Consider the following 22,241-nt stretch of genomic DNA (forward strand, 5'->3'; position numbering starts at 1 on the left):
GACGTGGACGCCCCGAGACCCCACGTTTAGCATCTGGACCGTGGAGGGGGGAAGCGCTCCCGGTGATCCAGGGCCGCCGGGACCGGAAGACCTGCTGTCCCTGGTGTTCGCGCGTCCCGAAGAGGCCGTGGCAGGCGCTCGCGCGCTGCTCGGCGCGGCCCCCGCGCCGCACACCGCCTCGGTGGCCCATCAGGTGATCGGCATCTGGGAGCGCGACTTCGGCGACCTCACCGTCGCGCTCGGCCACCTGCGCCGGGCCCGCGCGCTGGCCCGGCGGTCCGGCTCGGCCGACCGGGAGGCCGACGCGCTCGCCGCGCTCGGTGTCGCCGTCGTCCACGCGGGCCACACCGGCCGGGGCCTCGCGTACCTGAACGCCGGGGTGACGCGGGGGAGCGGCCTCACCTCGGCACGGGTACGGTTCCGGCGCGCCAGGATCCTGTGGGTGCTCGGCCGGCACCGCGAGGCCCTGGACGATCTGCGGCCCGCGATCCCGGTGCTGCGCGAGGCGGACGACACGATCTGGACGGCACGCGCGCTCACGCTGCGCGGCCTGCTCCACCTGGCGTCCGGCGCCACCGAGCAGGCCGACCTGGACTTCGCCGCCGCCGAGCACCTGTGGGAACGCACCGACCAGGACCACGACCGCGCTGTCGCGGTGTGGAACCGCGGGGTGGCGGCCTTCCTCGCGGGGGACCTGCCGGCCGCGCTGCGCCACTACGACGACGCGGCCCGGCGGTTCGAGACGCTCGGCACACCGGGGTACGGCCTGACGCTCGACCGGTGCTTCGCGCTGCTGGCCGCCGGTCTCGCCGAGGAGGCCCGGCACGAGGCCGACCGCGCGGCGGCGCTCCTGGAACACACCCGCGGTCAGAGCACCACCAAGGCCGAGCTGATACTGGTGGCCGCGCGGGCCGCGACGGCGGCCCGCGACCCGCAGGCCGCGAGCGCGCGGGCCCTCATCGCGATCCGGCTGTTCGTCAGCCAGCGCCGCGGCTGGTGGGAGGCCCACGCGCGGCTCGTGCTCCACCAGGCGCGCCACGCCGCCGGCCGCACGTCGGGCCGTCAGGTGCGGGACGTCGCCGAGCTCGCCGTCCGCCTGCGGGACCTCGGCTCCCCGGAGGCCGTGCAGGCGTCCCTGCTGGCGGGCCGGGTCGCGCTCGCCTTCGGCTGGGCCGAGGACGCCGACAAGCATCTGGCCGAGGCCGCACGCGGCAGGCTGCGCGGCCCCGCGCAGGCCCGCGTCGCCGGATGGCTGGCGCACGCGCTGCGCGCGCAGGCCACGGGACGCCGCGCGGCGGTGTTCGCCGCCTGCCGCCGCGGGCTGGACGTGCTGGACGAGCACCGGCTCACCCTCGGCGCGGCCGAGCTGCGCGCGCGGGCCACCGCGCAGGGTGCCGAACTGGCCGCGCTCGCGCAGGAGGCGGCGCTGGCGTCGGGTGACCCGCGCAGGCTGCTGGTGTGGAGCGAGCGGTGGCGGGCCACCGCGCTCGCCGTGCCGCCGGTCCGGCCGCCGGACGACCCGGCGCTGCTGCGCGACACCGCCGCCTACCGCGAGGTCACCGGCCGGCTGGAGACGGCCCGTTCCACCGGCCGTCCCGCACCCGCGCTGGAGCGCGAGCACCGGCGGCTGGAGCGCGCCATCCGGGCCCGCACGCTGCGGGCCCGCGGTCCCGGCACGGGGGAGAGCCTCCGGTTCGACCCGCGCGCGCTGCTCGACCGGCTCGGTGACCGGCGCCTGGTCGAGATCACCGACGTCGGCGGAGTGGCGCGGGTCCTGGTGTGCGGCGCGGGAAAGGTGCGGGTGTTCACGGCGGGCCGCACCGCCGGCCTGGCCGCCGAGGTCGGCCACCTGCGCGCCGGGCTGCGGCGGCTGGCGTACCGGACGGCGGCCGGGTTCGCGGCGGAACGGCTCGCCGTGGTCGAGGCCGGGACGCGCCTCCTGCAGGAGACGCTGCTCGGCCCGGCCGTGCGCCACCTCGGGACGGGGCCGCTGCTGATCGTCCCGCCGGGGAGGCTGCACGGGGTGCCGTGGGCCGCGCTCCCCGCGCTGCGCGACCGGGTGGTCGGTGTGTCACCATCGGCGGGTGCGTGGCTGCGCGCCGGTGACGTCGTGCCGCCGGACGCCGCCGACGGCGCCGGGGTGGTGCTCGTCCGTGGGCCGGGGCTCGCCGGCGGCGGGGCCGAGGTGCCGTCCCTGGCGGCGCGGTACGGCGGCGCGTCCGTGCTCGGCGACGGCGCGGCCACCGTCGCCGCCGTGCTCAAGGCCATCGACGGCAGCCTGCTCGCGCACATCGCGGCGCACGGCACGTTCCGCGCCGACAGCCCGATGTTCTCCGCGCTGCGTATGGACGACGGACGGCTGACGGTGCACGACCTGGAACGCCTCGGCCGCGCGCCGTACCGGATCGTGCTGTCGGCGTGCGACTCGGGGTGGCTGGAGCCGGTCGGCGCCGACGAGCTGCTCGGCCTCGCCGCCGCGTTGCTGCCGCTCGGCACCGCGGGGATCGCGGCCAGCCTGGTCCCGGTGGACGACGAGGCGGCCGCCGCGTTGTCGGTGGCGCTGCACGACGGCCTGCGCGCCGGCCTCGGCACGGCCGAGGCGCTGCGCGACGCGCGCCGCGCGCTGCCCGACGACCCCCCGCACCGTGCCGCCGCTTGGTCGTTCACCGCCATCGGCGCCGCCTGAGCAGTTCCCGTCGGCGGTGCCGCCTGAGCCGTTCCCCGCCGTTCAAGGTCGCCGGTAATTAGGTAGCGGGGTACTCATGCGCGGACGGCGCCGCGTCCCCAGCCTGGTCGGTACGCCAGACCACGGAGGGGACCCATGACATCGGCCGGCGACGACCACGACGACTACGACGCACACCAGATCGGCCCGCACTGCGCGTCGCCGCCGCAGTCCGTGCCCGCGGAGGCCGCCGCCGTCAGCGGCGTCCGGCTCGCGGCACTGATCAGCGGCCGGCTCAAGTGGCTGAACGGCACCGTGCTGCACTACTACTTCTTCGACAAGGAGGAGGACGGCTCGACCGTCACCCTGGCCGACGGCGGCACCGCGTTCGTGTCCTGGGTGGGGGACCAGACGCAGCGCGCCGCCGTGCGCGCCGCCTTCGAGCAGTGGAAGAGCCTCGGCATCGGGCTGGAGTTCGCCGAGGTGACCGACCGCGCCGAGGCCGAGATCAGGATCGGCTTCATGCGCGGTGACGGTTCGTGGTCCTACCTCGGCCGCGACGCGCTCGGCATCCCCATCGGGGAGCGCACCGTGAACTACGGCTGGCGGCTGGACACCCCGCACGGCCGTACCACCGCGCTGCACGAGATCGGCCACGTCATCGGCATGCCGCATGAGCACCAGAGCCCGTTCTCCGGCCTGGTGTGGGACGAGGAGGCGGTCTACCGGGAGTTCTCGGGTCCGCCGAACAGCTGGTCGCGGCCGAAGATCTTCCACAACATCCTGCGCAAGCTCGACGCCTCAGAGGTGGACGGCTCACTGTTCGACTACCGATCGGTCATGGAGTACGCCTTCGGGCCCGGCCTGATCCTGGAACCCGAGGAGTTCCGCCGCGGCCTGGTCCCCCCGGGAGGGCTCTCCGCGGCCGACGAGGAGTTCGCGCGCCGCTGGTACCCCGGCCTCGCGCCGGCCGGCCCGCCGCGGCTCGCGGCGTTCACCTCGATGCCGCTCGGGCTGGCCCCCGGCCGGCAGGCCGACTACCTGATCATCCCCGAGGGCACCCGCGACTACACCGTGGCGACCTTCGGGGACAGTGACACCGTGCTCGGCCTGTTCGAGGAGATCGACGGCGAGCCGCGGTACGTGCGGGCCGACGACGACGCCGGGACCGAGCGCAACTCCACGGTGACCGCGCGGCTGGTCAAGGGACGCCGCTACATCGCCAGGGTGCGGCTGTACTCCACGAGGGGGTCGGGTCAGACCGCGATCATGTACTGGTGACGGCCCGCCGGCGGCATGCGGCGTGTCAACTCCTTCTCAAGAGCGCGGCACCCGAGGTAAGCCCAGGTGGGGGGTGGGTAGCCATCGGAGCAGTCGCGGGTGTCACGCGGGGGGAGAGGCGATGAGACGTGTAGGTGCCGGGCCGGTCCTGCTCAGAGGGCTGCGCGGGGTGCTCCTCGTGGGGCTGCTCGGGATGATCGGAGGCGGCGCGATGCGCTGGTTCTCCACGCGGCGCACCCGGACGGGGACCGGCGGCGCCGCGTCCCGGTGGTTCGTGGTGACCATCTACCGGCGGCCCGAGGAGGTCGTGCCGGGAGGACGGCTGCCTGAGCCGCTGGCGCGGTTCGGCGACAGCATCGAGTTCCAGGTGCGCGAGGCCCCCGGCGGCCGGGGCACCGAGCTCGCCGTCCGGCCGCTCACCCCGCCGGCCGGCGGGGTCGACCAGGTCCTCGCGCGGCTCGGCGGACAGCAGACGCGCCTCGCCCTGCGCCGTGCGCTGCGTGAGGCCAAGTGCCTGGCCGAGACCGGCGAGGTGCTGCGGGCCGAGCCGCCGCGGCCGCGGCCGGCCCCCGTCGACAAGGCGACGGACGAGGCGTTCGAGCGTGCCGGCAGGCGGCCATGAGAGCGCTGTGCTGGCAGGGGGTGAACGAGCTGTCGGTCGAGCGGGTGCCGGACCCGGTGATCGTCAACGCGCAGGACGCCATCGTCAAGGTCGGGCTCACCACCACCTGCGGTTCCGACCTGCACCTGATCGACGGGTACATCCCCGCGATGCGCGCCGGCGACGTCATCGGCCACGAGTTCCTCGGCGAGATCGTCGAGGTCGGCTCGCAGGTGCGCAGGCACCGCGTGGGGGACAGGGTCGTGGTGTCCTCGATCATCGGGTGCGGCCGGTGCTGGCAGTGCGAGAGCGGCATGTGGTCGCTGTGCGAGAACAGCAACCTCAAACCCGGCGTCACCGAGATGGCGTGGGGCGGGGACACGGCCGGCATCTTCGGCCACTCGCACGCCATGGGGGGCTTCCGCGGCAGCCACGCCGAGTACGTCCGCGTGCCGTTCGCCGACCACGGGGCCTTCACCGTCCCCGACGGGGTGGACGACATGAACGCGCTGTTCGCCTCGGACGCCGCGCCGACCGGGTGGATGGGGGCCGAGCTCGGCGGGGTGAAGCCCGGTGACGTGGTGGCCGTGTGGGGCTGCGGCGCGGTCGGCCAGATGGCGGCCTGCGCGGCGGTGCTGCTCGGCGCCGACCGGGTCATCGCGATCGACAGGCTTCCCGAGCGCCTGGCCATGGCCGAGCACCACATCGGGATCGAGACGATCGACTACTCCCGCACCGACGTCGTCGCCGAGCTCACCGAACGCACCGGCGGCCGGGGCCCCGACGTGTGCGTCGAGGCGGTCGGCATGGAGGCCGACGTCTCCGGCCTGTACGGCAAGGTGAGGAAGCGGGCCATGATGGGGGAGCGGCCCACGGCCGTGCGTGAGGCGATCCACGCGTGCCGCAAGGGCGGGTCGGTGTTCGTCCTCGGCGTGTTCGCCGGCACGGTGGACCGGTTCCCCCTCGGCGCCATGATGAACAAGGGGCTCACCGTGCGCGGCGCGCAGCAGCACGGCCAGCGGTACATCCCGCGTCTGCTCGACCTCATCGGCCGCGGCGAGCTGCGCACCAGCCACCTGGCGACCCACACCATGCCGCTGACCGAGGGCCCGCGCGGGTACGACCTGTTCAAGCACAAGAAGGACGGCTGCGTCCGCGCCGTCTTCCGGCCCTGGGCCTGACCGTCCGGCCCCGCCGTGCCGTCCGGCTCATCCGGCCGGACGGCGGCCGGCCGCGGGGTCGGCGCCGTGGCGGCGCAGCAGGGCACGCATGTGCTCCAGCTCGTCCTGCAGCTCCTTGACCTGCTGTTCCAGCTCAAGGACACGGCGGATGGCGATCAGCGTCATGCCTTCGTCCGACAGCTCCACGACGTACTGGACGAGGGTGATGTCGGCACGCGAGTAGCGGCGCTGGCCGCCTGGCGAGCGGTGCGGCCGTACCACCTCGAACTCGTCGAGGCGGCGCAGGAAGGCCTGCTGCACGCGCAGCATGTCGGCGACCTGGCCGAGGGAGTACAGCGGCGCGTAGTGGTCGTCGATCGGCAGCCGGGCCATGCGTGCCTCCAGGTGACGGCGGGCCGGCGCCGCCGTCCGGCGGCACCGGCCCGGTGCCTCGTGCGGGATGCGTCCCGTCAGGCGCGGAGCGCCTTGGGGTCGCCGCCGCGCTGGATCTCGACCTTGCGCGGCTTGGCCTTCTCCAGGACCGGGATGCGGACCTGGAGCACCCCATTGTGGTACGCCGCGTCGACGCGCTCGCTGTCGAGGTGCTCCGACAGGTAGACCCTGCGGGTGAACGTGCCCATGACGCGCTCGCGCACGAACACGCGGTCGTCCTCGCCGAGCTCCTCCTCACGGCGCGCGCTGACCGAGAGCACGCCGCGGTCCACGGTGACCTCGATGGACTCGGGGTCGATGCCGGGCAGGTCGAAGCGGAGCAGGACGTCGTCCTTGCGGCGCACCCCGTCCAGCGGCATGACGCCGTTCGCGCCACCCTCGCCGCGGGTGAACGCCTGGCGCGTCAGCCGGTCGAACTGCCGCTCGAACTCCTGGACGAAGGGGTCGATCGACGTGAGCAACATCTCCGGATCCTCCTCGCTGATCGGTGGCTTCGCTGATCGCTGGCTTTCAGTAAAGCTCCAACTACAGCTGTATGTTAACTCTCTCTTCGGCAGTAGGCAACTCCTCTTTCTGATGGGAGGTCATGTCGCTGACGGCGCGATCGGGGAATGCCTCACCTGAGGCACCTGCAACGGGAGGTGGTCGGCATGCGCGTCGGTGACGTCATGGGACAGGTCGCCATCGCGGTCGGACGGGACACGCCGTTCGCGGACCTGGTGGAGACGATGCGCCGGTTCAAGGTCGGCGCGCTCGCCGTGGTCGACCGGCAGCGCAGGCCCGTCGGCGTGGTCCGCGCCGACGACCTGCTGCTGCGGGACACCGGCCTCGCCGGGCCGCGCGAGCCGGGCCGGGACGAGCACGGCGAGCAGGCGACCGCCTCCGGCCTCATGACCAGCCCCGCGGTCACCGTGACCGCGGGCAGCGGCGTCAGGGAGGCGGCCCGGATCATGCACGACAGGGGAATCCGGCAGATCCCCGTGGTGGACGACGTCACCGGCCGGCTCGTCGGCATCGTCGACCAGGCCGACCTGCTGAAGGTCTTCATCCGGTCCCCGGCCGGCCTCGACGCCGAGATCGCCGGCGTCGTCCGCGGAGCGGGTGTGCTCCCCGGCACGCTGTCCGCCGCCGCCTGCCACGGCACCGTGACCCTCGACGGCCACGTTCCCCGCCGCTCGCAGGCGGTCCGCGTCACTGAAGGCGTCCGCGCGCTGGACGGCGTCACCGAGGTCCGCTCGCACCTGACCTACGAGCACGACGACCTGTCCCCGGCACCCCCGCGGATCGCCATCTGACGCGGTCCCCCACGCGATCGCCGGCTGTCGTCGTCAGACGGCTCTTCCCGGGGCATAACTCCTGGTGAGGGAGGGGATCGCGTGGCGGCACAGATCGTGGTCGGAGTGAACGGCTCGGCCTCGGACGCGGCGGCCGTGGACTGGGCGGCGGACGACGCCGCGCGCAGGGACGCGCACCTGAAGATCGTGCACGTCCACGAGCCGTGGTCGTACGAGTTCCCGCTGAAACCGGCGCCGGGGTCGCGCGACAGCCACACGTCCTACTGGCGCTCGGCGCTGGCCGCCGCCGCGAAACGCGTGCGCACCCGCACTCCCGGCACCGACGTGAGCGTCGCACTGATCACCGGCGCCGTCACCGAACGCCTCACCACCGAGTCCGAGCACGCCGACGAACTCGTCCTCGGCGGCGAGGGACGCGGCGGCCTCGCCGCGCTGCTCCTCGGCTCGGTGGGCCGCGCCGTCACCTGCCGCGCGCACGCGCCGGTCGTCGTCGTCCGCCGGCCCCGCGCCACCGCGCACGACCGCGTCGTGGTCGGCTTCGACGGCTCACCGGCGTCGGAGGCCGCACTCGCCTACGCCGCGGACCAGGCCCTGCGGCGCGGTGCGTCCTTGCGCGTCATCCACGTGCGCTCACCCCTGCGGCGCGCCTCCGCGCCGCAGGTCGCCGAGACCCTCCGCGAGCGCCTGGAGGCATGGCGTGCCGCGCACCCCGGCCTGCGCATCACCGCGCGATCCCTGCGAGGCCACCCCGCACTCACGCTCATCCAGGCGTCCCACCACGGCGATCTGCTGGTGATCGGCACCCACACCAAGACCGGCCACGCGCACCTCGGCTCGGTGGCGCACCACGTGCTGCACCGCTCCGACTGCCCCGTGGCCGTGATCCACCCCGGCCACGGACCCGGGACGGCCGGCGGAGGCGAACCGGGTCAGGCGTGACCACCGGCCATCTGCGCGACGTCCTCGGCGGCGTCACCGGAGAGCTTGGACGACAGGTCGGCCAGCGCGCGTGCGGCGGCCAGCTCGTCGCCGATCTCGGGGACCGGGTGGTCCACCGGGTTGCGGCGCGCGTGACCGAGGCTCTCGTGCCGCTCGCCGGTGTCGGTGAGCAGAACGGCACGGGCGACGGTGCGGTCGTCGTTGTCGTCCTCGGTTATGTGGATCTCCACGACCCATTCCTTGGCGTGCATGCTGCACCTCCTCCTGCTCGCCTCCAGTCTCTCACCCGGCGTCCTGCGCGGCCCGCAGGGATGCGGCGACCTGCGCGGGAAGCTCGGCGAGGCGGTGCGCGGGGAGCTCCAAGGGGGTGGCGTCCCCGGCCCAGGGAGCGGCCTCGGCGACGACGGCCCGCGCCTGGCGTTTGGTCAGGCCCTGGTGCGCCTTGATGAGGGCCTCGCGCCAGGTGTTGGCGAGCTTGCCGTGCGCGTTGTCCAGGACGCGCCGCAGCACCAGGGCCGCCGGATCCCGCGGCTCGGCACGCCGTACCGCGTCGATCCCCGTGCCGGTCACGGTGAGGTCGTAGACCGCCGACAGCGGGCCGCCGGCGGCGACCAGAGCGGGCCACAGGTCACCGTCGCGGGCCTCGCGCACGGCGGCGAGCACCCGCACGTGCGCGGCGCGGCAGGCCAGCAGCAGACGGGGCACCGCCGGTCCGAGACCGGGGGGGACGGCAACGGCGACCCGGCCGGGGGAGGAGGCGTAGGGCTTGGCCAGCCACACGGAAAGGCGGACCCTCGGGGTGCCGGGCAGCAGGTCGGCGGGCCAGTCACCCACCAGGACGCCGGGGGTGAACCCGCCGGTGAACGCCGCGCCGGCCGCCGCCTGGTGGGACTCGACCGACTGGGGGCCGTGGGTGTAGATCGCGGTGGCGAAACGCGCGGCCCGGGTCGCGGCGGCGGGACGGGACCTCGTGGTGGGACGCAGGACGTACAGGTCGGCGGCCGAGCCGATGGCCTCGGCCCCGAAGTACCGGTTGAAGTCGGGGTACATCGCCTCGGTGACCAGGTTGAGGTCGTGCAGCGCCGACTGCACCTTGAAGGCCAGCATGGGGCTGCGCTCACCGGCGCCGTACGCGAGGAGCACGCGCGCGGTGCCGATGTCACCGACGGCTTCCACGGCCCTGGCGGCGAACAGGCCGATCCCCTCGGGGGTGTACGGCGGGTCGGTGACCACCAGGTCGGCCTGCTCGCGCACCGAGGCGGGGAGCCCGAGACGCAGGTCGGCCCACCGGGTGCGGACCGTCAGGCCCGCCTCGCCGGCCCGCGCCGCGATGTACGCGAGCACGCGCTCGTCGACGTCCACCACCGTCACCTCGGCCTCGGGGTGCAGCATCGCCACGGCGAGCGACGTCAGATCGTGGTCGCCGAGGCACAGGACACGCGCGCCGGGCAGCCGGAACCGCGCGCCGAGCAGCAGCGCGCGGGACACCACGGTCTGCGGGGTCGCCGACACATGGTCGAGCGCCTGCCGGCCGCGCGGCGCCTCGGCGATCAGCGCGGCCATGCGCGCCACCACGTCGCCGTACCCGCCGAGCAGGTGATCGACCGGGCCCGCGGGCCCGGCGTCCGGCGGATCGCTCAGATCGCGGTACGCCGCGGCCTTGTCCGGCGGCAGCCGGAAGCGGTCACCCGACCGCTCAAGGTCCAGCTCACGCAACAGGGCCTCGACACCGCGCCGCGAGGTCGCCGTGGCCCGCACCAGCTCGGCGAGCGTCCACCACGAGCCGTCCGACAGCAACCCGATCGCCGCGCGCAGCCGCCGCGCGTCCACCCCTGCCTCGGCCAGCAGCTTGCCCGCACCCTCCGACTCCACCGGGCAACCCTACCGGCGGCGAAGGCACGTCACGATCCGGCGGCCGGGCCCGGTTCCGGCGTTTCCGGGTACGCGACGGCGGCGCGGCGTGACTAAAATCCTCGAGGGTGCGCCACGGAGCGTACGCGAGAGGTCGCACGGCGTGCCGGGGGGTGGGGCCGTGGCGCCGCGAGGAGCGCGAGAAGGCTGGGGGACGGTCGTGCTGCACGGTGTTGACGTGTCCAACTGGCAGGGGGCGGTCGACTGGGCCGGGCACGCCGGCGACGGTGTCGGCTTCGGGTTCGCCAAGGCCAGCGAAGGCACCGGGTTCACCGACAAGTGGTTCGCACGCAACTGGGCCGCGATGCGGGAGAACTGGCTGGTCTGCGGCGCCTACCACTTCGGCCACCCCAAGTCCGACCCGGTGGACCAGGCGCGGCACTTCCTCGACGTGGTGGACGCCGCGGGGGGTCTGCGGCGTGGCGACCTGATCGCGCTGGACCTGGAACGGTCGGGGCATCTGCCGCCGCGCGAGGTGTCGGCGTTCGCCAGGCGGTGGTGCAAGGTCATCTCGCTCGTCACCGGGGTCCGGCCGGTGATCTACACGTTCCTCGCCTTCGCCAGGAAGGGGAACTGCCAGGGCCTGCAGGACCACCCGCTGTGGATCGCCGCGCCGAGCCACCCGAAGGGCCGTCCCGTGGTCCCCGCGCCGTGGCGGCGCTGGACCATCCACCAGTACGCGCACGGCTCCACCGACCGCAACGTCTTCCGCGGCACCCGCGCCGAGCTCGCCGCGCTCGGCTACCAGCCGCGCCGCCTGACCTGACCGTGGTGCGCGGCCCGGCCGCGCCTGACGAGATCTCCTGGCGAGATAACGGGAGGCGATTCGGCGGTACCATCGGGCACGATGATGGGAAAGCCCTTCTAGACCTTGGAGTGACCGTGCCCGCCGCCCTCGAAATACGCATCACCCTCGCCGGAGCCGAGCGTGTGGTGGCGGCGGGGACGACGGCCGGCGAGGCGCTCGGTGCCGACGGCCGCACCGTCGTCGCGGCCCGCGTCAACGGTGAGCCGCGCGACCTCGCGAGCGAGGTCGCCGACGGCGACGTCGTCGAGCCCATCGACATCGCCTCCCCCGAGGGCCGGTCCATCCTGCGCCACTCCACCGCGCACGTCATGGCCCAGGCCGTCCAGGAGCTGTTCCCCGAGGCCAGGCTCGGCATCGGCCCCCCCGTCGAGAACGGCTTCTACTACGACTTCGACGTCGCGCGGCCGTTCACCCCCGACGACCTCAAGCGCGTCGAGAAGCGCATGCGCGAGATCGTCAAGCAGGGCCAGCTGTTCTCCCGCCGTCCCGTCTCCGACGAGGACGCGCGCGCCGAGCTCGCCGCCGAGCCGTACAAGCTGGAGCTGATCGGACTCAAGGGTGGCGCCGCCGACGAGGAGAGCGTCGAGGTGGGTGGGGGTCAGCTCACCATCTACGACAACCTCGACCCCTCCTCCGGCGAGCTGTGCTGGAAGGACCTGTGCCGCGGGCCGCACGTGCCGTCCACCCGGGTCATCCCGGCGTTCAAGCTCATGCGCTCCGGCGGCGCCTACTGGCGGGGCAGCGAGAAGAACCCTCAGCTCCAGCGCATCTACGGCACCGCGTGGGAGTCCCGCGACAAGCAGGACGAGTACCTCCACCTGCTGGCCGAGGCCGAGAAGCGCGACCACCGCAAGCTCGGCGCCGAGCTCGACCTGTTCTCCTTCCCCACCGAGCTCGGCTCGGGTCTCGCGGTGTTCCACCCCAAGGGGGGTGTGGTGCGCCGCGTCATGGAGGACTACTCGCGCCGCCGCCACGAGGAGGCGGGGTACTCGTTCGTCAACACCCCGCACATCACCAAGGAGAACCTCTTCCAGCTCTCCGGGCACCTCGGCTGGTACGCCGACGGCATGTTCCCCCCCATGGAGCTCGAAGGCGCGCGCTACTACCTCAAGCCGATGAACTGCCCCATGCACAACCTGATCTTCAGGTCGCGGGGCCGGTCCTACCGTGAGCTGCCGCTGCGGCTGTTCGAGTTCGGCAGCGTGTACCGCTACGAGAAGTCCGGCGTGGTGCACGGCCTGACCCGCGTGCGCGGCATGACCCAGGACGACGCGCACATCTACTGCACTCGCGACCAGATGCAGGACGAGCTCAAGAGCCTGCTGCGGTTCGTGCTCGGCCTGCTGCGCGACTACGGCCTCGACGACTTCTACCTGGAGCTGTCGACCCGCGACCCCGACAAGTCCATCGGCACCGACGAGGTGTGGGCCGAGGCCACCGAGGCGCTGCGGGCCGCCGCCGAGTCCGAGAAGCTCGACCTGGTGCTCGACGAGGGCGGCGCGGCGTTCTACGGGCCCAAGATCTCGGTGCAGGTCAAGGACGCCATCGGCCGGAGCTGGCAGATGTCGACCATCCAGGTCGACCTCAACCTGCCTGAGCTGTTCGAGCTGGAGTTCCAGGGTGACGACGGCGCGCGGCAGCGGCCCGTCATGATCCACCGGGCCCTGTTCGGTTCGGTCGAGCGATTCTTCGGCGTGCTGGTCGAGCACTACGCCGGCGCGTTCCCTCCCTGGCTCGCCCCCGTGCAGGTCGTCGGCATCCCGATCTCCGACGCGCACGTGACCTACCTCCAGGACGTGGCCGAGCGGTTGCGCGCGCGTGGCATCCGGGTCGAGATCGACGCCTCGGCCGACCGCATGCAGAAGAAGATCCGCAACGCGCAGAAGTCCAAGGTCCCGTTCATGCTGCTGGCCGGCGACGACGACGTGTCCCACGGCGCGGTGTCGTTCCGCTACCGCAGCGGCGAGCAGAAGAACGGCGTCGCCGTGGCCGACGCCGTCGCCGAGATCGTCGACGCCGTGGAACGCCGCATCCAGGTCTGACCGGTCCTGGTCCGCACGGACCATATGGGGTCGTGCCGGCCCCACGCGTCACCGTCCTCGGACAGGGGTACGGCTGTGCGGGGCCGTGGCACCGTCCCTGCAAGGGACGTGCCGTTGCGCCGAGCCGTGGCACCGTCCCCTGGGGCGGTGCCGCGTGGCCCGCCGTCCTATGCTGCATGGCATGCAGGAGTCGATCGAGCAGTCAGGCGCGGGGGATCCCGACAACTTCCAGCGGCTGTGGACGCCGCACCGCATGGCGTACATCAAGGGTGAGGGCAAGCCCACGGGCACCGGCCCGGGGGAGGGGTGCCCCTTCTGTGCCATACCCAAGATGTCCGACCAGGACGGCCTGACCGTCGCACGCGGCTCCTCGGTGTACGCCGTGCTGAACCTCTATCCCTACAACTCCGGCCACCTGATGGTCTGCCCCTACCGCCACGTGGCCGACTACGGCGACCTCGACGAGCCGGAGACCGCCGAACTGGCCGACTTCACCAAGCGGGCCATGTTCTGCCTGCGCAAGGCCAGCGGAGCCCAGGGGTTCAACATCGGCATGAACCAGGGCCACGTGGCCGGCGCCGGCATAGCGGGTCACCTGCACCAGCACGTGGTCCCCCGGTGGGGCGGCGACACCAACTTCATGCCGATCGTCGGCCACACCAGGGTCCTGCCCCAGCTCCTCAAGGACACCAGAGAGATGCTCGCCGGCGCCTGGCCCACCTGAGCGGCGCGCGGTACCGGCTCGATCCCGCGCCGGTACCGGATGGCCCTGTGCCGCCGTACCGGCCCCGTCTCCGGTCTCAGCCGACCGCCGGGGACCGTCCCGGTGAGGTGGCGACCGGCTGGAGGACCGCCGGGTCCCGCGTGGCGGGGGCCGTGCCGAGGGCACGTACGCCGGCGGCGAGCACCAGGGGGACGGTCAGGGCCAAGGCCATGGACAGCACGGCGGCGCCGGAGTCGTTGACGAGCATGCCGACGACGCCGCTGACCAAAGCGCCGATCAGACCGGCCTTCAGCATGGGGGCCCGTTCGAACACCGCCGGCAGCAGGCCCGCGCTGGCCGCGCCGGGCCGCAGCACGGCGAAGACGAGGAACGCCAGGGCCGCGATGACGATCGGCATCAGGTTGGGGGACAGCAGCGTGCTCAGCATGGCCGCGAGCTTGCGGCCGATCACCGGCAGGAACGTGCCGTCGATCACCTGGCCGGCGAACCGGCCGAGGTGGGTCTGGGCCGCCGGTGGCCGCAGGTGGTCGAGGAACGCGACCCCCATCACCACGACGCCGCCGGCGACGCAGAACGCGCCGAGCCTCACCACCGAGACCCGCTTGCCCGCCACCAGGAGAGCCGCCACCGCGATGCCGGGCACGAACGCGATCACGCCGCCGAAGTCGCTGCCGACCCCCGGCCAGCCGTCCAGGATCATCGCGAACCCGCCGAGCCCCGCGACCAGCGCCACCGCGGCCGTGCGGTGTCCCGAGCGCACCAGCCCGTCGGCGGCCACGGTGGTCAGCAGCAGCACAGCCGTGGCGAGCAGCGCGAACGGGATGTTGCCGAGGCCGTAGTAGCGCGCGCCGACCACCCCGGTGTACCCCATGAGGCTGTTGAGCTGCAACGGCGTGCCGGTCAGCAGGTCCGCCAGCAGCACGGCCGCCGTCACCGCGGCCACCACGGCGGACGCGCCGAGCACCCCGGCCGCGCCGGGCCGCCGCCGCAGGCGGCCCCACAGGGCCGGGACGGCGAACGCGGCGCCGGTGAGCGCGGCGGCGCACAGCGCGATGCCGCTCAGCATCGCCGCGGCCGGCGCGGGTGCGCGGTCCCACGGCGTGAGGTTGACGAGGTAGGTGGACACCGGCACCGACGCGAGCGCCAGCGCGGCGACCCTGATGGCGCCGAGCCCGCGCCGCCGCCGCAGCAGCAGGAACGCGACCACGTAGAACAGCACCTGGAGCACGGCCAGCGTGGTGAAGAACGCGCCGCCGGCCACCCGCACGCTCTGTCCCGCGACGTCGGCGCGGCGCAGCGCGTCCGCGGCGGCGTCCAGGGTGGTGGCCCGGCCGGCGCGCCACGACCCGCCGATCACCGTGGCCGGCACGGCGACGCCGGCCCCTTCCAGCATGGTGGCCGTGACGTCCGGGAGGATCACCATGTCGTCGCGGCGCGTGGACGCGGCCCCGAGGAAGAGCCCCGCCGCCGCGCCGGTGCCCTCGCGCCACATCGCCACCCGCAGATGCGGGTCCGCGCCGTGGTCGGACAGCCCGGCGACCAGGACGTCCGCGCCGGGAGGCAGCTCGGCCAGCACGGTGCCGACGGTCGCGTCGGCGGCACGCACGGCCTGCTCGCGCTCGCCGGGACCGAGCTTCTCCGGCAGCGCGGACATCAGCTCGCCGTCGAGGTAAGGCCGGATCAGGTCGTCGACGTCCACCGCGACGAGGGGGCACGCGGACCAGTCGGCCAGCTCGGCCGGCGTCTCGGCGTACCGGTCCACCCGGCCCTCGCGGTCGGCGAGCGCGAGCACCGCGCCGCGTCCGACCGCCGTGGTGCACCGGCCCGCGGCGTGCGCGGCCTCGCCGAGCGTGCCGGCGTACGCCGCGTCGCGCACCGTCCACAGCCAGCCGAAGTGCGCGATCCGTGCGCCGCCGCCGGTGCGTTCGAACCGTGGCGGCGGCCCGCAGCGCGACCCCACCGAGGACCGCACCCCCGCCGACACAGTCAGCCACCCGTCGTAGGGGCAGGTGACGCGGCCCACCGTGCGCACCGACAGCGACCCGGTGGCGCCGCCGCCGGCCAGCCGCCACAGGTTGGGGGTGCCGGTGGGAGACACGTCTCCCCAGTGCAGCCCCGGTACGCCGATCAGCACCACCGGCGCGGCGGCCGACCCCGTGGCCGACTCCGTGGCCGACCCCATGGCCGACTCCGTGGCCGACCTCATGGCCGATCCCGCGGCCGGCGCGGCGCTCGCCGCCGCGGCGGGGACACCGGCCGGTCCTGCCAGAACCCCCGCGAAGACCGCGGCCACCGCGACCAGAACCCGCCTCACCAATGACCTCCTGCGACCTGACCACCGCGAATCCCTGGAACCGTACGGGAAACCGCGGCGGCCGGTCCAGGAAACCCCGATGAACACCTTCAGAACCCGGTCCCGGCCGCACGGGGCCGCTCAGGGAAAGGCCGCGACACGTGGCCGGACGCGACCTCAAGGCGCGCGCGGCGGTTCCGAGGACTCAGGGAAGGGTCGCCACCGCGGGGGAGCCCTCGTTGCCGAGGCGGTCCACGGCGGTCACCAGGTAGACGCCGGGCTGCTTGACGCTCACGGCGGACCCCAGGGGGGAGGGGAGCAGCGTCACGAGGTTGCGGGGGTCGATGGTGGCGCACGGCGCGGAGGCGGGGTCGGTGACGCGGTACACGGCGTACGAGCGCGCTCCGGGGACCGGGTTCCACGACAGCGTGCCGGCCGACAGCCTCAGCCCCGTGGGGGGGACCGGGCCCTTGCCGCCGCGTGCCGCCATCAGCGGCAGCAGCGCGGGCTTGGCGTAGTGGTCCTCGGCGATGAGGTCGAGGACGCTCAGGGGGTTCCTCAGCAGCTGCGTGGCACTGAAGTAGACGTCACCCCCCACCTCGGGCCGCTTGCGGTTGAGAGTGAGATGAGCGGGAAGCTCGCCGCGCCTGGTCCACGCGGGGGTGTCCTTGGTGCCGACGCGGTAGAGCGCCTGGCCGATGTACAGGTGGACGCCGGTGCCCTTGACCTGGTCGGCCCACCACGGCAGCAGCTTGGCGTAGTCGGCGACGGCGAAGCCGCGCGGCCAGTACAGCTGCGGCATGACGTAGTCGACGGAGCCGGCCTTGATCCAGGCCCGCGCGTCGGAGTAGATCGCGTCGTACGCCGACAGGCCCTTGGTGTCGGACCCGGCGGGGTCGTCGGACTTGTTGCGCCAGATGCCGAACGGGCTGACGCCGAACTTCACGTACGGCTTGGCGGCGTGCACCGCCTGGCCGACCTCGGCGATCAGCTTGTTGACGTTGTCGCGGCGCCAGGCGGCCAGCGACCTGCCTTTGCCGTACTTTGTAAAGGCGGCCTTGTCGGAGAACGGCACCCCCGCCACCGGATAGGGGTAGAAGTAGTCGTCGAAGTGCACGCCGTCCACGTCGTACCGCCGCACCACGTCATCGACGATCTTGACGGTGTGCTGCCGCACCTCCGGCAGCCCCGGGTTGTAGTACGCCTTGCCTTGATATTTCACGACCCACGACGGGTGCTGCCGCGCCGGGTGCGACGCCGGCAGCTTCGACAGGTCCGCGGTGGCGGCGGCGCGGTACGGGTTGAACCACGCGTGGAACTCCAGGCCGCGCTTGTGCGCCTCGTCGATGAGGAACGGCAGCGGGTCCCACCCGGGGTTCTTCCCCGGTGTGCCGGTGAGCCACTGCGACCAGGGCTCGTGCGGCGAGGCGTACAGCGCGTCCGAGGCCGGCCGCACCTGCACGAACACCGCGTTGAGGTTGCGGCGCGCGGCGGTGTCGAGGATCTTGACGTACTCCGCGCGCTGCTTCTCCTGGGTGAGCCCCGGCTTGGTGGGCCAGTCGAGGTTGTGCACGGTCGCGATCCAGACGCCGCGGAGCTGCCGCTTGGCGGGCATGTCGCTCACCTGGCAGGCCCCGCGGGCCGCGGCGGTGGCGGCTTGGCGAGCCGCCGGGACGGACTCGCCGTCCGCCGGCGCCGGCCGGTGGCCGAAGGTGTAGGCGACGCCTGTGGTGGCCACCGCCAGACCGGCGGCGGCGAGCAAGGGCCGAAGTCCGTTTCGCATGGGACCTCAGTCTGGCACCGGCAAAGGAATGGTAAGGCCGAATAACCGAAATCGTTTCGTGATGTCAATGTTACTTTCGTGGCCGTTGTGACTAGGGAGACCCATGGTGTGGCCATCCCGCCTCCGCCGGGCCGCGCCGGCCGGTACGGTGACCGGCCGGCGGGACCCGTCCGCACCTGGAGCGGGACGGCCGGTCGAGCGCACCTTCCGGCACCGGATCCTGGGAAACCGGTGCCGGAAGGTGACATGTCAGTCCCCCGAGGTCCTGATCTTCTCCGCGAGATGGGACGGCAGCGGCTCGTACCGCAGGAAGGACCGGCTGAAGGTCCCCGTGCCGTGCGACATGGAGCGCAGGTCGATGGCGTACCGGGTGATCTCCAGCTCCGGCACCTCGGCCCGCACCAGCGTGCGGCCGACGCCGACCGGCTCGGTGCCGAGCACCCGGCCGCGCCGCGACGACAGGTCCGACATCACCGCGCCGACGTGCTCGTCCTCCACCAGCACCGACACCTCGTCCACCGGCTCCAGCAGCAGCGCCGGCACCTTGGCCGCGGCCTCCTTCAGCGCGAGCTGGCCCGCGATCTGGAAGGCCATGTCGGAGGAGTCCACCGAGTGCGCCTTGCCGTCGTACAGCGTCACCCGGATGTCGACCACGGGGTACCCGGCGAGGACGCCGCGCTCCATCTGCGCGCGCACGCCTTTCTCCACCGAGGGGATGAACTGTCTCGGCACCACGCCGCCGACGATCTTGTCCACGAACTCGAGCCCGCCGCCGGACGGCAGCGGCTCCACCTCGACGTGGCAGATGGCGTACTGTCCGTGGCCGCCGGTCTGCTTGACGTTGCGGCCCATGCCCTGCGCCTTGCCGCCGAACGTCTCACGCAGCGGCACCCGCAGCTCGATGCGCTCCACCTCGACCCCGTGCCGCCGGGACAGGTGGTCCAGCAGCAGGTCGGCGTGCGCCTCACCCATGCACCACAGCACGAGCTGCCGTGTCTCGGGGTTGTTCTCCAGCCGCAGCGTCGGGTCCTCGGCGACGAGCCGGCCGAGCGCCTGCGACAGCTTGTCCTCGTCGGCCTTCGACTTGGCCCTGATGGCGACCGGCAGCAACGGCTCCGGCATCGTCCAGGAGGTCACCAGCAGCGGGTTGTCCTTGTCGGACAGGGTGTCGCCGGTCTCGGCCCTGCCGAGCTTGGCGACCGCGCAGATGTCGCCGGCGACGCACTTGGCCGTGGTGCGCTGGCTCTTGCCGAGCGGTGAGGACAGCGAGCCGATGCGCTCGTCCAGGTCGTGGTCCTCGTGGCCGCGGTCGGCGAGGCCGTGGCCCGACACGTGCACCGTCATGTCGGGCCGCAGGGTGCCGGAGAAGACGCGCACGAGGCTGATGCGGCCTACGTACGGGTCGCTGGTGGTCTTGACGATCTCGGCGACGAGAGGGCCGTCGGGGTCGCAGGTCAGCCCGGTCGCGGGCCGGCCGTCGATGGTCGTGATCTCCGGCAGGGGGTGCTCCATCGGCGAGGGGAAGCCCTGCGTGATGATCTCCAGCAGTTCCTGCATGCCGACGACGGGCCCGGACCCCGGCGCGGCGCAGGTGGCGAGCAGGGGATAGAAGCCGCCGCGCGCGACCGCCTTCTCCAGGTCCTCGATGAGGATCTTGGCGTCGATCTCCTCACCGGAGAGGTAGCGGTCCATGAGGGACTCGTCCTCGCTCTCCTGGATGATCCCCTCGATGAGCGAACCCCGGTAGGTGTCGATCTGGTCCTGGTAGGCGGGACCGGGGTCGTTCTCGCTGCGGCCGCCGGTCGCGTAGTTGAAGAACTTCTGCGACAGCAGCCCGATCAGGCCGTTCACGTGCCCGTTGGTCACCACAGGCAGGTACAGCGGAGCGACGCCGTCGCCGAAGACGTCCTGGCAGGTGGCCACCACGTCGTCGAAGTCGGCGCGCTGGTGGTCGATCTTGGTGACCACCACGGCGCGGGGCATGCCGACCGCCGCGCACTCCTCCCAGAGCATGCGCGTCAGGCCGTCCACGCCTTCGGCCGCCGACACGACGAACAGCGCCGCGTCCGCCGCGCGCAGGCCGGCCCGCAGGTCGCCGACGAAGTCCGCGTACCCCGGGGTGTCGAGCAGGTTGATCTTGATGCCGTTGTGGACGAGCGGCGCGACGCACAGATTGACCGAGCGCTGCTGCCGCACCTCCACCTCGTCGAAGTCGCAGACCGTGGAGCCGTCCTCGACGCGACCCGCGCGCTGGATGGTCCCTGTAGCGGCCAGCAGAGCCTCGGCCAACGTCGTCTTCCCGGCTCCGGAATGGCCGACCAGCACGACATTGCGCACCGCGTCCGGCCGGTCGGCCGAGGGTGCTCTGCCCGCGGCTCCCGAAGTGTGGCCCGTGTTCCTGTCCGGCACGTCGCCTCCCGCGTCTCGCCGTGAGATGCGGCCGCGCGCGGCCACATCGTCCGCCGCCGCGCCCGCCGCCCCCGATAGAGCGCGGTGCATTACAGCCTTTACCTCCGCCGCGCGGATCACAAGAGGCGAAAGGCAAAAGTGCTGAGCGACGAGGAACCGGCCACGGAAACGGCCGGTCCCTGTCGGTCCCGTCGCCCTTCCCTTACCCGTTGACCGGTTCCATCGCACCAGGTGGCCGCCGCGGCGGCCCGTCAGCGCGTCCGGCCGCGCGGTGGCCTACGATCAAAGCGCGATGTTGAAGCTCCTGCGTCCCGCCGTCACCCGCGTGCTGACCCCGATCGGCCGGGCGCTGGCCCGGCGCGGCGTCAGCCCCGACGTCATCACCGCGATCGGCACGCTCGGCGTCGCCGTGAGCGCACTGGTCCTCTACCCCCTCGGCCAGCTGTGGTGGGGGTCGGTGGCCGTCGCGGTGTTCGCGCTCGCCGACCTGCTGGACGGCGTGCTGGCCCGCATGCTCGGCCCCGGCAGCACATGGGGGGCCTTCCTCGACTCCACCCTCGACCGCGTCGGCGACGCCGCGATCTTCTCCGGCCTGATCCTGTACTTCATGGGCACCGGCGAGCGGCTGCTCGCGGGGGTCGCGCTGTTCTGCCTGGTCGCGGGGGCCGTGGTGTCGTATGCCAAGGCCAGGGCCGAAGGGCTCGGGCTGACCTGCGACGTCGGGCTGGCCGAGCGGTCCGAGCGGCTGATGGTGGTGCTGGTGGCGGTCGGGCTGTCCGGGCTCGGCGTGCCGTACATCCTGCCGGCGGGGCTGTGGCTGCTCGCCGCGGCCAGCGCGTTCACCGCCGGGCAGCGAATCCTTCACGTCTACCGTCAGACGGTGCCAACATGAACGTAAGACCGTGACGCCGTCGCGTCACCGATCGCCTCACCGTCCCTTCCACCTCGTCTCCCGGGGGTGACCTCGCGTTGTCCGACAGGCTCGTGGCCTGGGCCTACCACCTCGGCTGGGTGCTCGTGCCCAAGCTGCCCGAGCGGCTGGTCGCCTGGGCCTTCCGGTTCATCGCCGACGCGCTGTGGCGGCGGCGCGGCCGGTCCGTCCTGCGTCTGGAGTCCAACCTCGCACGGGTCACCGGCAAGGACGCCGGCGACCCGTCCGTACGCGACCTCAGCAGGGCCGGGCTGCGGTCCTACTTCCGCTACTGGATGGAGGCGCTGCGCCTGCCGGTCATCGGCAAGGAACGCATCCTGACCGGCACCCGCGACATCGGCGGTCAGCAGATCTTCGACGCGGTGGACAGCGGACGCGGCATCGTGCTGGCCCTGCCCCACATGGGCAACTGGGACCTCGCGGGGGCCTGGCTCGTCCACAAGGGCTACCCGTTCACGACGGTCATGGAGCGGCTCAAGCCCGAGTCGCTGTTCGACCGGTTCGTGGCGTTCCGCGAGAGCCTCGGCATGGAGGTCCTGCCGCTCACCGCCAAAGGCGGCGGCACCGCGCACGCCTTCGGTGTGCTCGCGCGGCGGCTGCGCTCGGGCAAGGCCGTGTGCCTGCCGGCCGAGCGCGACCTCACCGAGCGCGGCGTGCAGGTCGACTTCTTCGGCGCCGCGACCCGCATGGTCGCCGGGCCCGCGCTGCTGTCCCTGCAGACCGGCGCGCCGCTGCACCCGGCCGGCATCTGGTTCGACGGCGACGGCTGGTTCATCAAGATCCACCCCGAGATCCCCATCCCCGCCGAGGGCTCACGTCAGGAGAAGATCGCCGTCATGACGCAGGCCATGGCTCGCGCCTTCGAGGAGAGCATCGCCGAGCACCCCGAGGACTGGCACATGCTCCAGCGCATCTGGCTCGACGACCTGGACCCGCGGTGATCGCG

Annotated in this window: 18 protein-coding genes; 11 read left to right on the forward strand and 7 right to left on the reverse strand. The window is 73.1% G+C overall.

Features of this window, described 5'->3' with window-relative positions:
- Positions 1–40: 40 nt before the first annotated feature.
- The 4 genes from BJ992_RS14025 (at position 41) to BJ992_RS14040 (ending at position 5,728) form a co-directional block, all read left to right on the forward strand.
- A complete protein-coding gene (locus BJ992_RS14025; RefSeq protein WP_221474808.1) occupies positions 41–2,686 on the forward strand; it encodes a CHAT domain-containing protein in 2,646 nt (881 codons plus the stop codon).
- Positions 2,687–2,821: 135 nt separating this feature from the next.
- Positions 2,822–3,946, forward strand: a complete 1,125-nt coding sequence (locus BJ992_RS14030) for a M12 family metallopeptidase (protein ID WP_184981086.1) — start codon at positions 2,822–2,824, stop codon at positions 3,944–3,946.
- Between the two features lie 121 nt (positions 3,947–4,067).
- The gene (locus BJ992_RS14035) at positions 4,068–4,568 is read left to right on the forward strand and encodes a hypothetical protein (protein WP_184981088.1); all 501 of its coding nucleotides are present in this window, start codon (positions 4,068–4,070) and stop codon (positions 4,566–4,568) included.
- Positions 4,565–5,728 carry a zinc-dependent alcohol dehydrogenase gene (locus BJ992_RS14040; protein ID WP_184981090.1) on the forward strand — a complete coding sequence of 388 codons (1,164 nt, stop codon included), beginning with the start codon at positions 4,565–4,567 and terminating at the stop codon, positions 5,726–5,728. The genes BJ992_RS14035 and BJ992_RS14040 overlap by 4 nt, the downstream gene beginning before the upstream one ends.
- Before the next feature lie 27 nt (positions 5,729–5,755).
- On the opposite strand, the gene BJ992_RS14045 is transcribed toward BJ992_RS14040, so the two are convergent.
- Positions 5,756–6,100, reverse strand: coding sequence for a MerR family transcriptional regulator (locus tag BJ992_RS14045; protein ID WP_184981092.1), 345 nt, complete (start codon positions 6,098–6,100; stop codon positions 5,756–5,758).
- A gap of 77 nt (positions 6,101–6,177) precedes the next feature.
- Positions 6,178–6,624, reverse strand: coding sequence for an Hsp20/alpha crystallin family protein (locus tag BJ992_RS14050; RefSeq protein ID WP_184981094.1), 447 nt, complete (start codon positions 6,622–6,624; stop codon positions 6,178–6,180).
- Positions 6,625–6,810: 186 nt separating this feature from the next.
- On the opposite strand from BJ992_RS14050, the gene BJ992_RS14055 reads away from it, so the two are divergent.
- Both BJ992_RS14055 and BJ992_RS14060 read left to right on the forward strand, forming a co-directional pair.
- Positions 6,811–7,455 (forward strand): CBS domain-containing protein, encoded by a 645-nt coding sequence (locus BJ992_RS14055; RefSeq protein WP_184981096.1) that lies wholly within the window; start codon positions 6,811–6,813, stop codon positions 7,453–7,455.
- 81 nt (positions 7,456–7,536) lie between these two features.
- Positions 7,537–8,394, forward strand: a complete 858-nt coding sequence (locus tag BJ992_RS14060) for a universal stress protein (RefSeq protein ID WP_184981098.1) — start codon at positions 7,537–7,539, stop codon at positions 8,392–8,394.
- Here the strand turns inward: BJ992_RS14060 and BJ992_RS14065 are convergent.
- Both BJ992_RS14065 and BJ992_RS14070 read right to left on the reverse strand, forming a co-directional pair.
- Complete coding sequence (locus BJ992_RS14065; RefSeq protein ID WP_184981100.1) at positions 8,385–8,645, reverse strand: dsRBD fold-containing protein; 261 nt, start codon at positions 8,643–8,645, stop codon at positions 8,385–8,387. The genes BJ992_RS14060 and BJ992_RS14065 overlap by 10 nt on opposite strands.
- 31 nt (positions 8,646–8,676) lie before the next feature.
- Positions 8,677–10,266, reverse strand: a complete 1,590-nt coding sequence (locus tag BJ992_RS14070) for a bis-aminopropyl spermidine synthase family protein (RefSeq protein ID WP_184981102.1) — start codon at positions 10,264–10,266, stop codon at positions 8,677–8,679.
- Positions 10,267–10,354: 88 nt separating this feature from the next.
- On the opposite strand from BJ992_RS14070, the gene BJ992_RS14075 reads away from it, so the two are divergent.
- The 3 genes from BJ992_RS14075 (at position 10,355) to BJ992_RS14085 (ending at position 13,879) form a co-directional block, all read left to right on the forward strand.
- The gene (locus BJ992_RS14075; RefSeq protein ID WP_184981104.1) at positions 10,355–11,071 is read left to right on the forward strand and encodes a GH25 family lysozyme; all 717 of its coding nucleotides are present in this window, start codon (positions 10,355–10,357) and stop codon (positions 11,069–11,071) included.
- A 116-nt stretch (positions 11,072–11,187) separates the two neighbouring features.
- Positions 11,188–13,155, forward strand: a complete 1,968-nt coding sequence (thrS, locus tag BJ992_RS14080; protein WP_184981106.1) for a threonine--tRNA ligase — start codon at positions 11,188–11,190, stop codon at positions 13,153–13,155.
- Between the two features lie 181 nt (positions 13,156–13,336).
- Positions 13,337–13,879, forward strand: coding sequence for an HIT family protein (locus tag BJ992_RS14085; RefSeq protein WP_246496634.1), 543 nt, complete (start codon positions 13,337–13,339; stop codon positions 13,877–13,879).
- A 76-nt stretch (positions 13,880–13,955) separates the two neighbouring features.
- Here BJ992_RS14085 and BJ992_RS14090 read toward each other — a convergent pair whose 3' ends face one another.
- From BJ992_RS14090 to BJ992_RS14100, 3 genes are all read right to left on the reverse strand, one after another.
- Entirely contained in the window at positions 13,956–16,193 is a 2,238-nt protein-coding gene (locus tag BJ992_RS14090) for an alkaline phosphatase family protein (RefSeq protein WP_184981108.1), read from the reverse strand.
- A 184-nt stretch (positions 16,194–16,377) separates the two neighbouring features.
- Entirely contained in the window at positions 16,378–17,955 is a 1,578-nt protein-coding gene (locus tag BJ992_RS14095) for a glycoside hydrolase family 10-like protein (protein WP_184981110.1), read from the reverse strand.
- 249 nt (positions 17,956–18,204) lie between these two features.
- Positions 18,205–20,364 (reverse strand): elongation factor G-like protein EF-G2, encoded by a 2,160-nt coding sequence (locus tag BJ992_RS14100; RefSeq protein ID WP_343072650.1) that lies wholly within the window; start codon positions 20,362–20,364, stop codon positions 18,205–18,207.
- A 292-nt stretch (positions 20,365–20,656) separates the two neighbouring features.
- On the opposite strand from BJ992_RS14100, the gene pgsA reads away from it, so the two are divergent.
- Both pgsA and BJ992_RS14110 read left to right on the forward strand, forming a co-directional pair.
- The gene (gene pgsA / locus BJ992_RS14105; RefSeq protein WP_184981114.1) at positions 20,657–21,256 is read left to right on the forward strand and encodes a phosphatidylinositol phosphate synthase; all 600 of its coding nucleotides are present in this window, start codon (positions 20,657–20,659) and stop codon (positions 21,254–21,256) included.
- Between the two features lie 77 nt (positions 21,257–21,333).
- Entirely contained in the window at positions 21,334–22,236 is a 903-nt protein-coding gene (locus BJ992_RS14110) for a phosphatidylinositol mannoside acyltransferase (RefSeq protein ID WP_184981116.1), read from the forward strand.
- The last annotated feature ends 5 nt before the right edge of the window (positions 22,237–22,241 follow it).

This window comes from Sphaerisporangium rubeum (genome assembly GCF_014207705.1).
Taxonomy (GTDB): Bacteria; Actinomycetota; Actinomycetes; order Streptosporangiales; family Streptosporangiaceae; genus Sphaerisporangium; species Sphaerisporangium rubeum.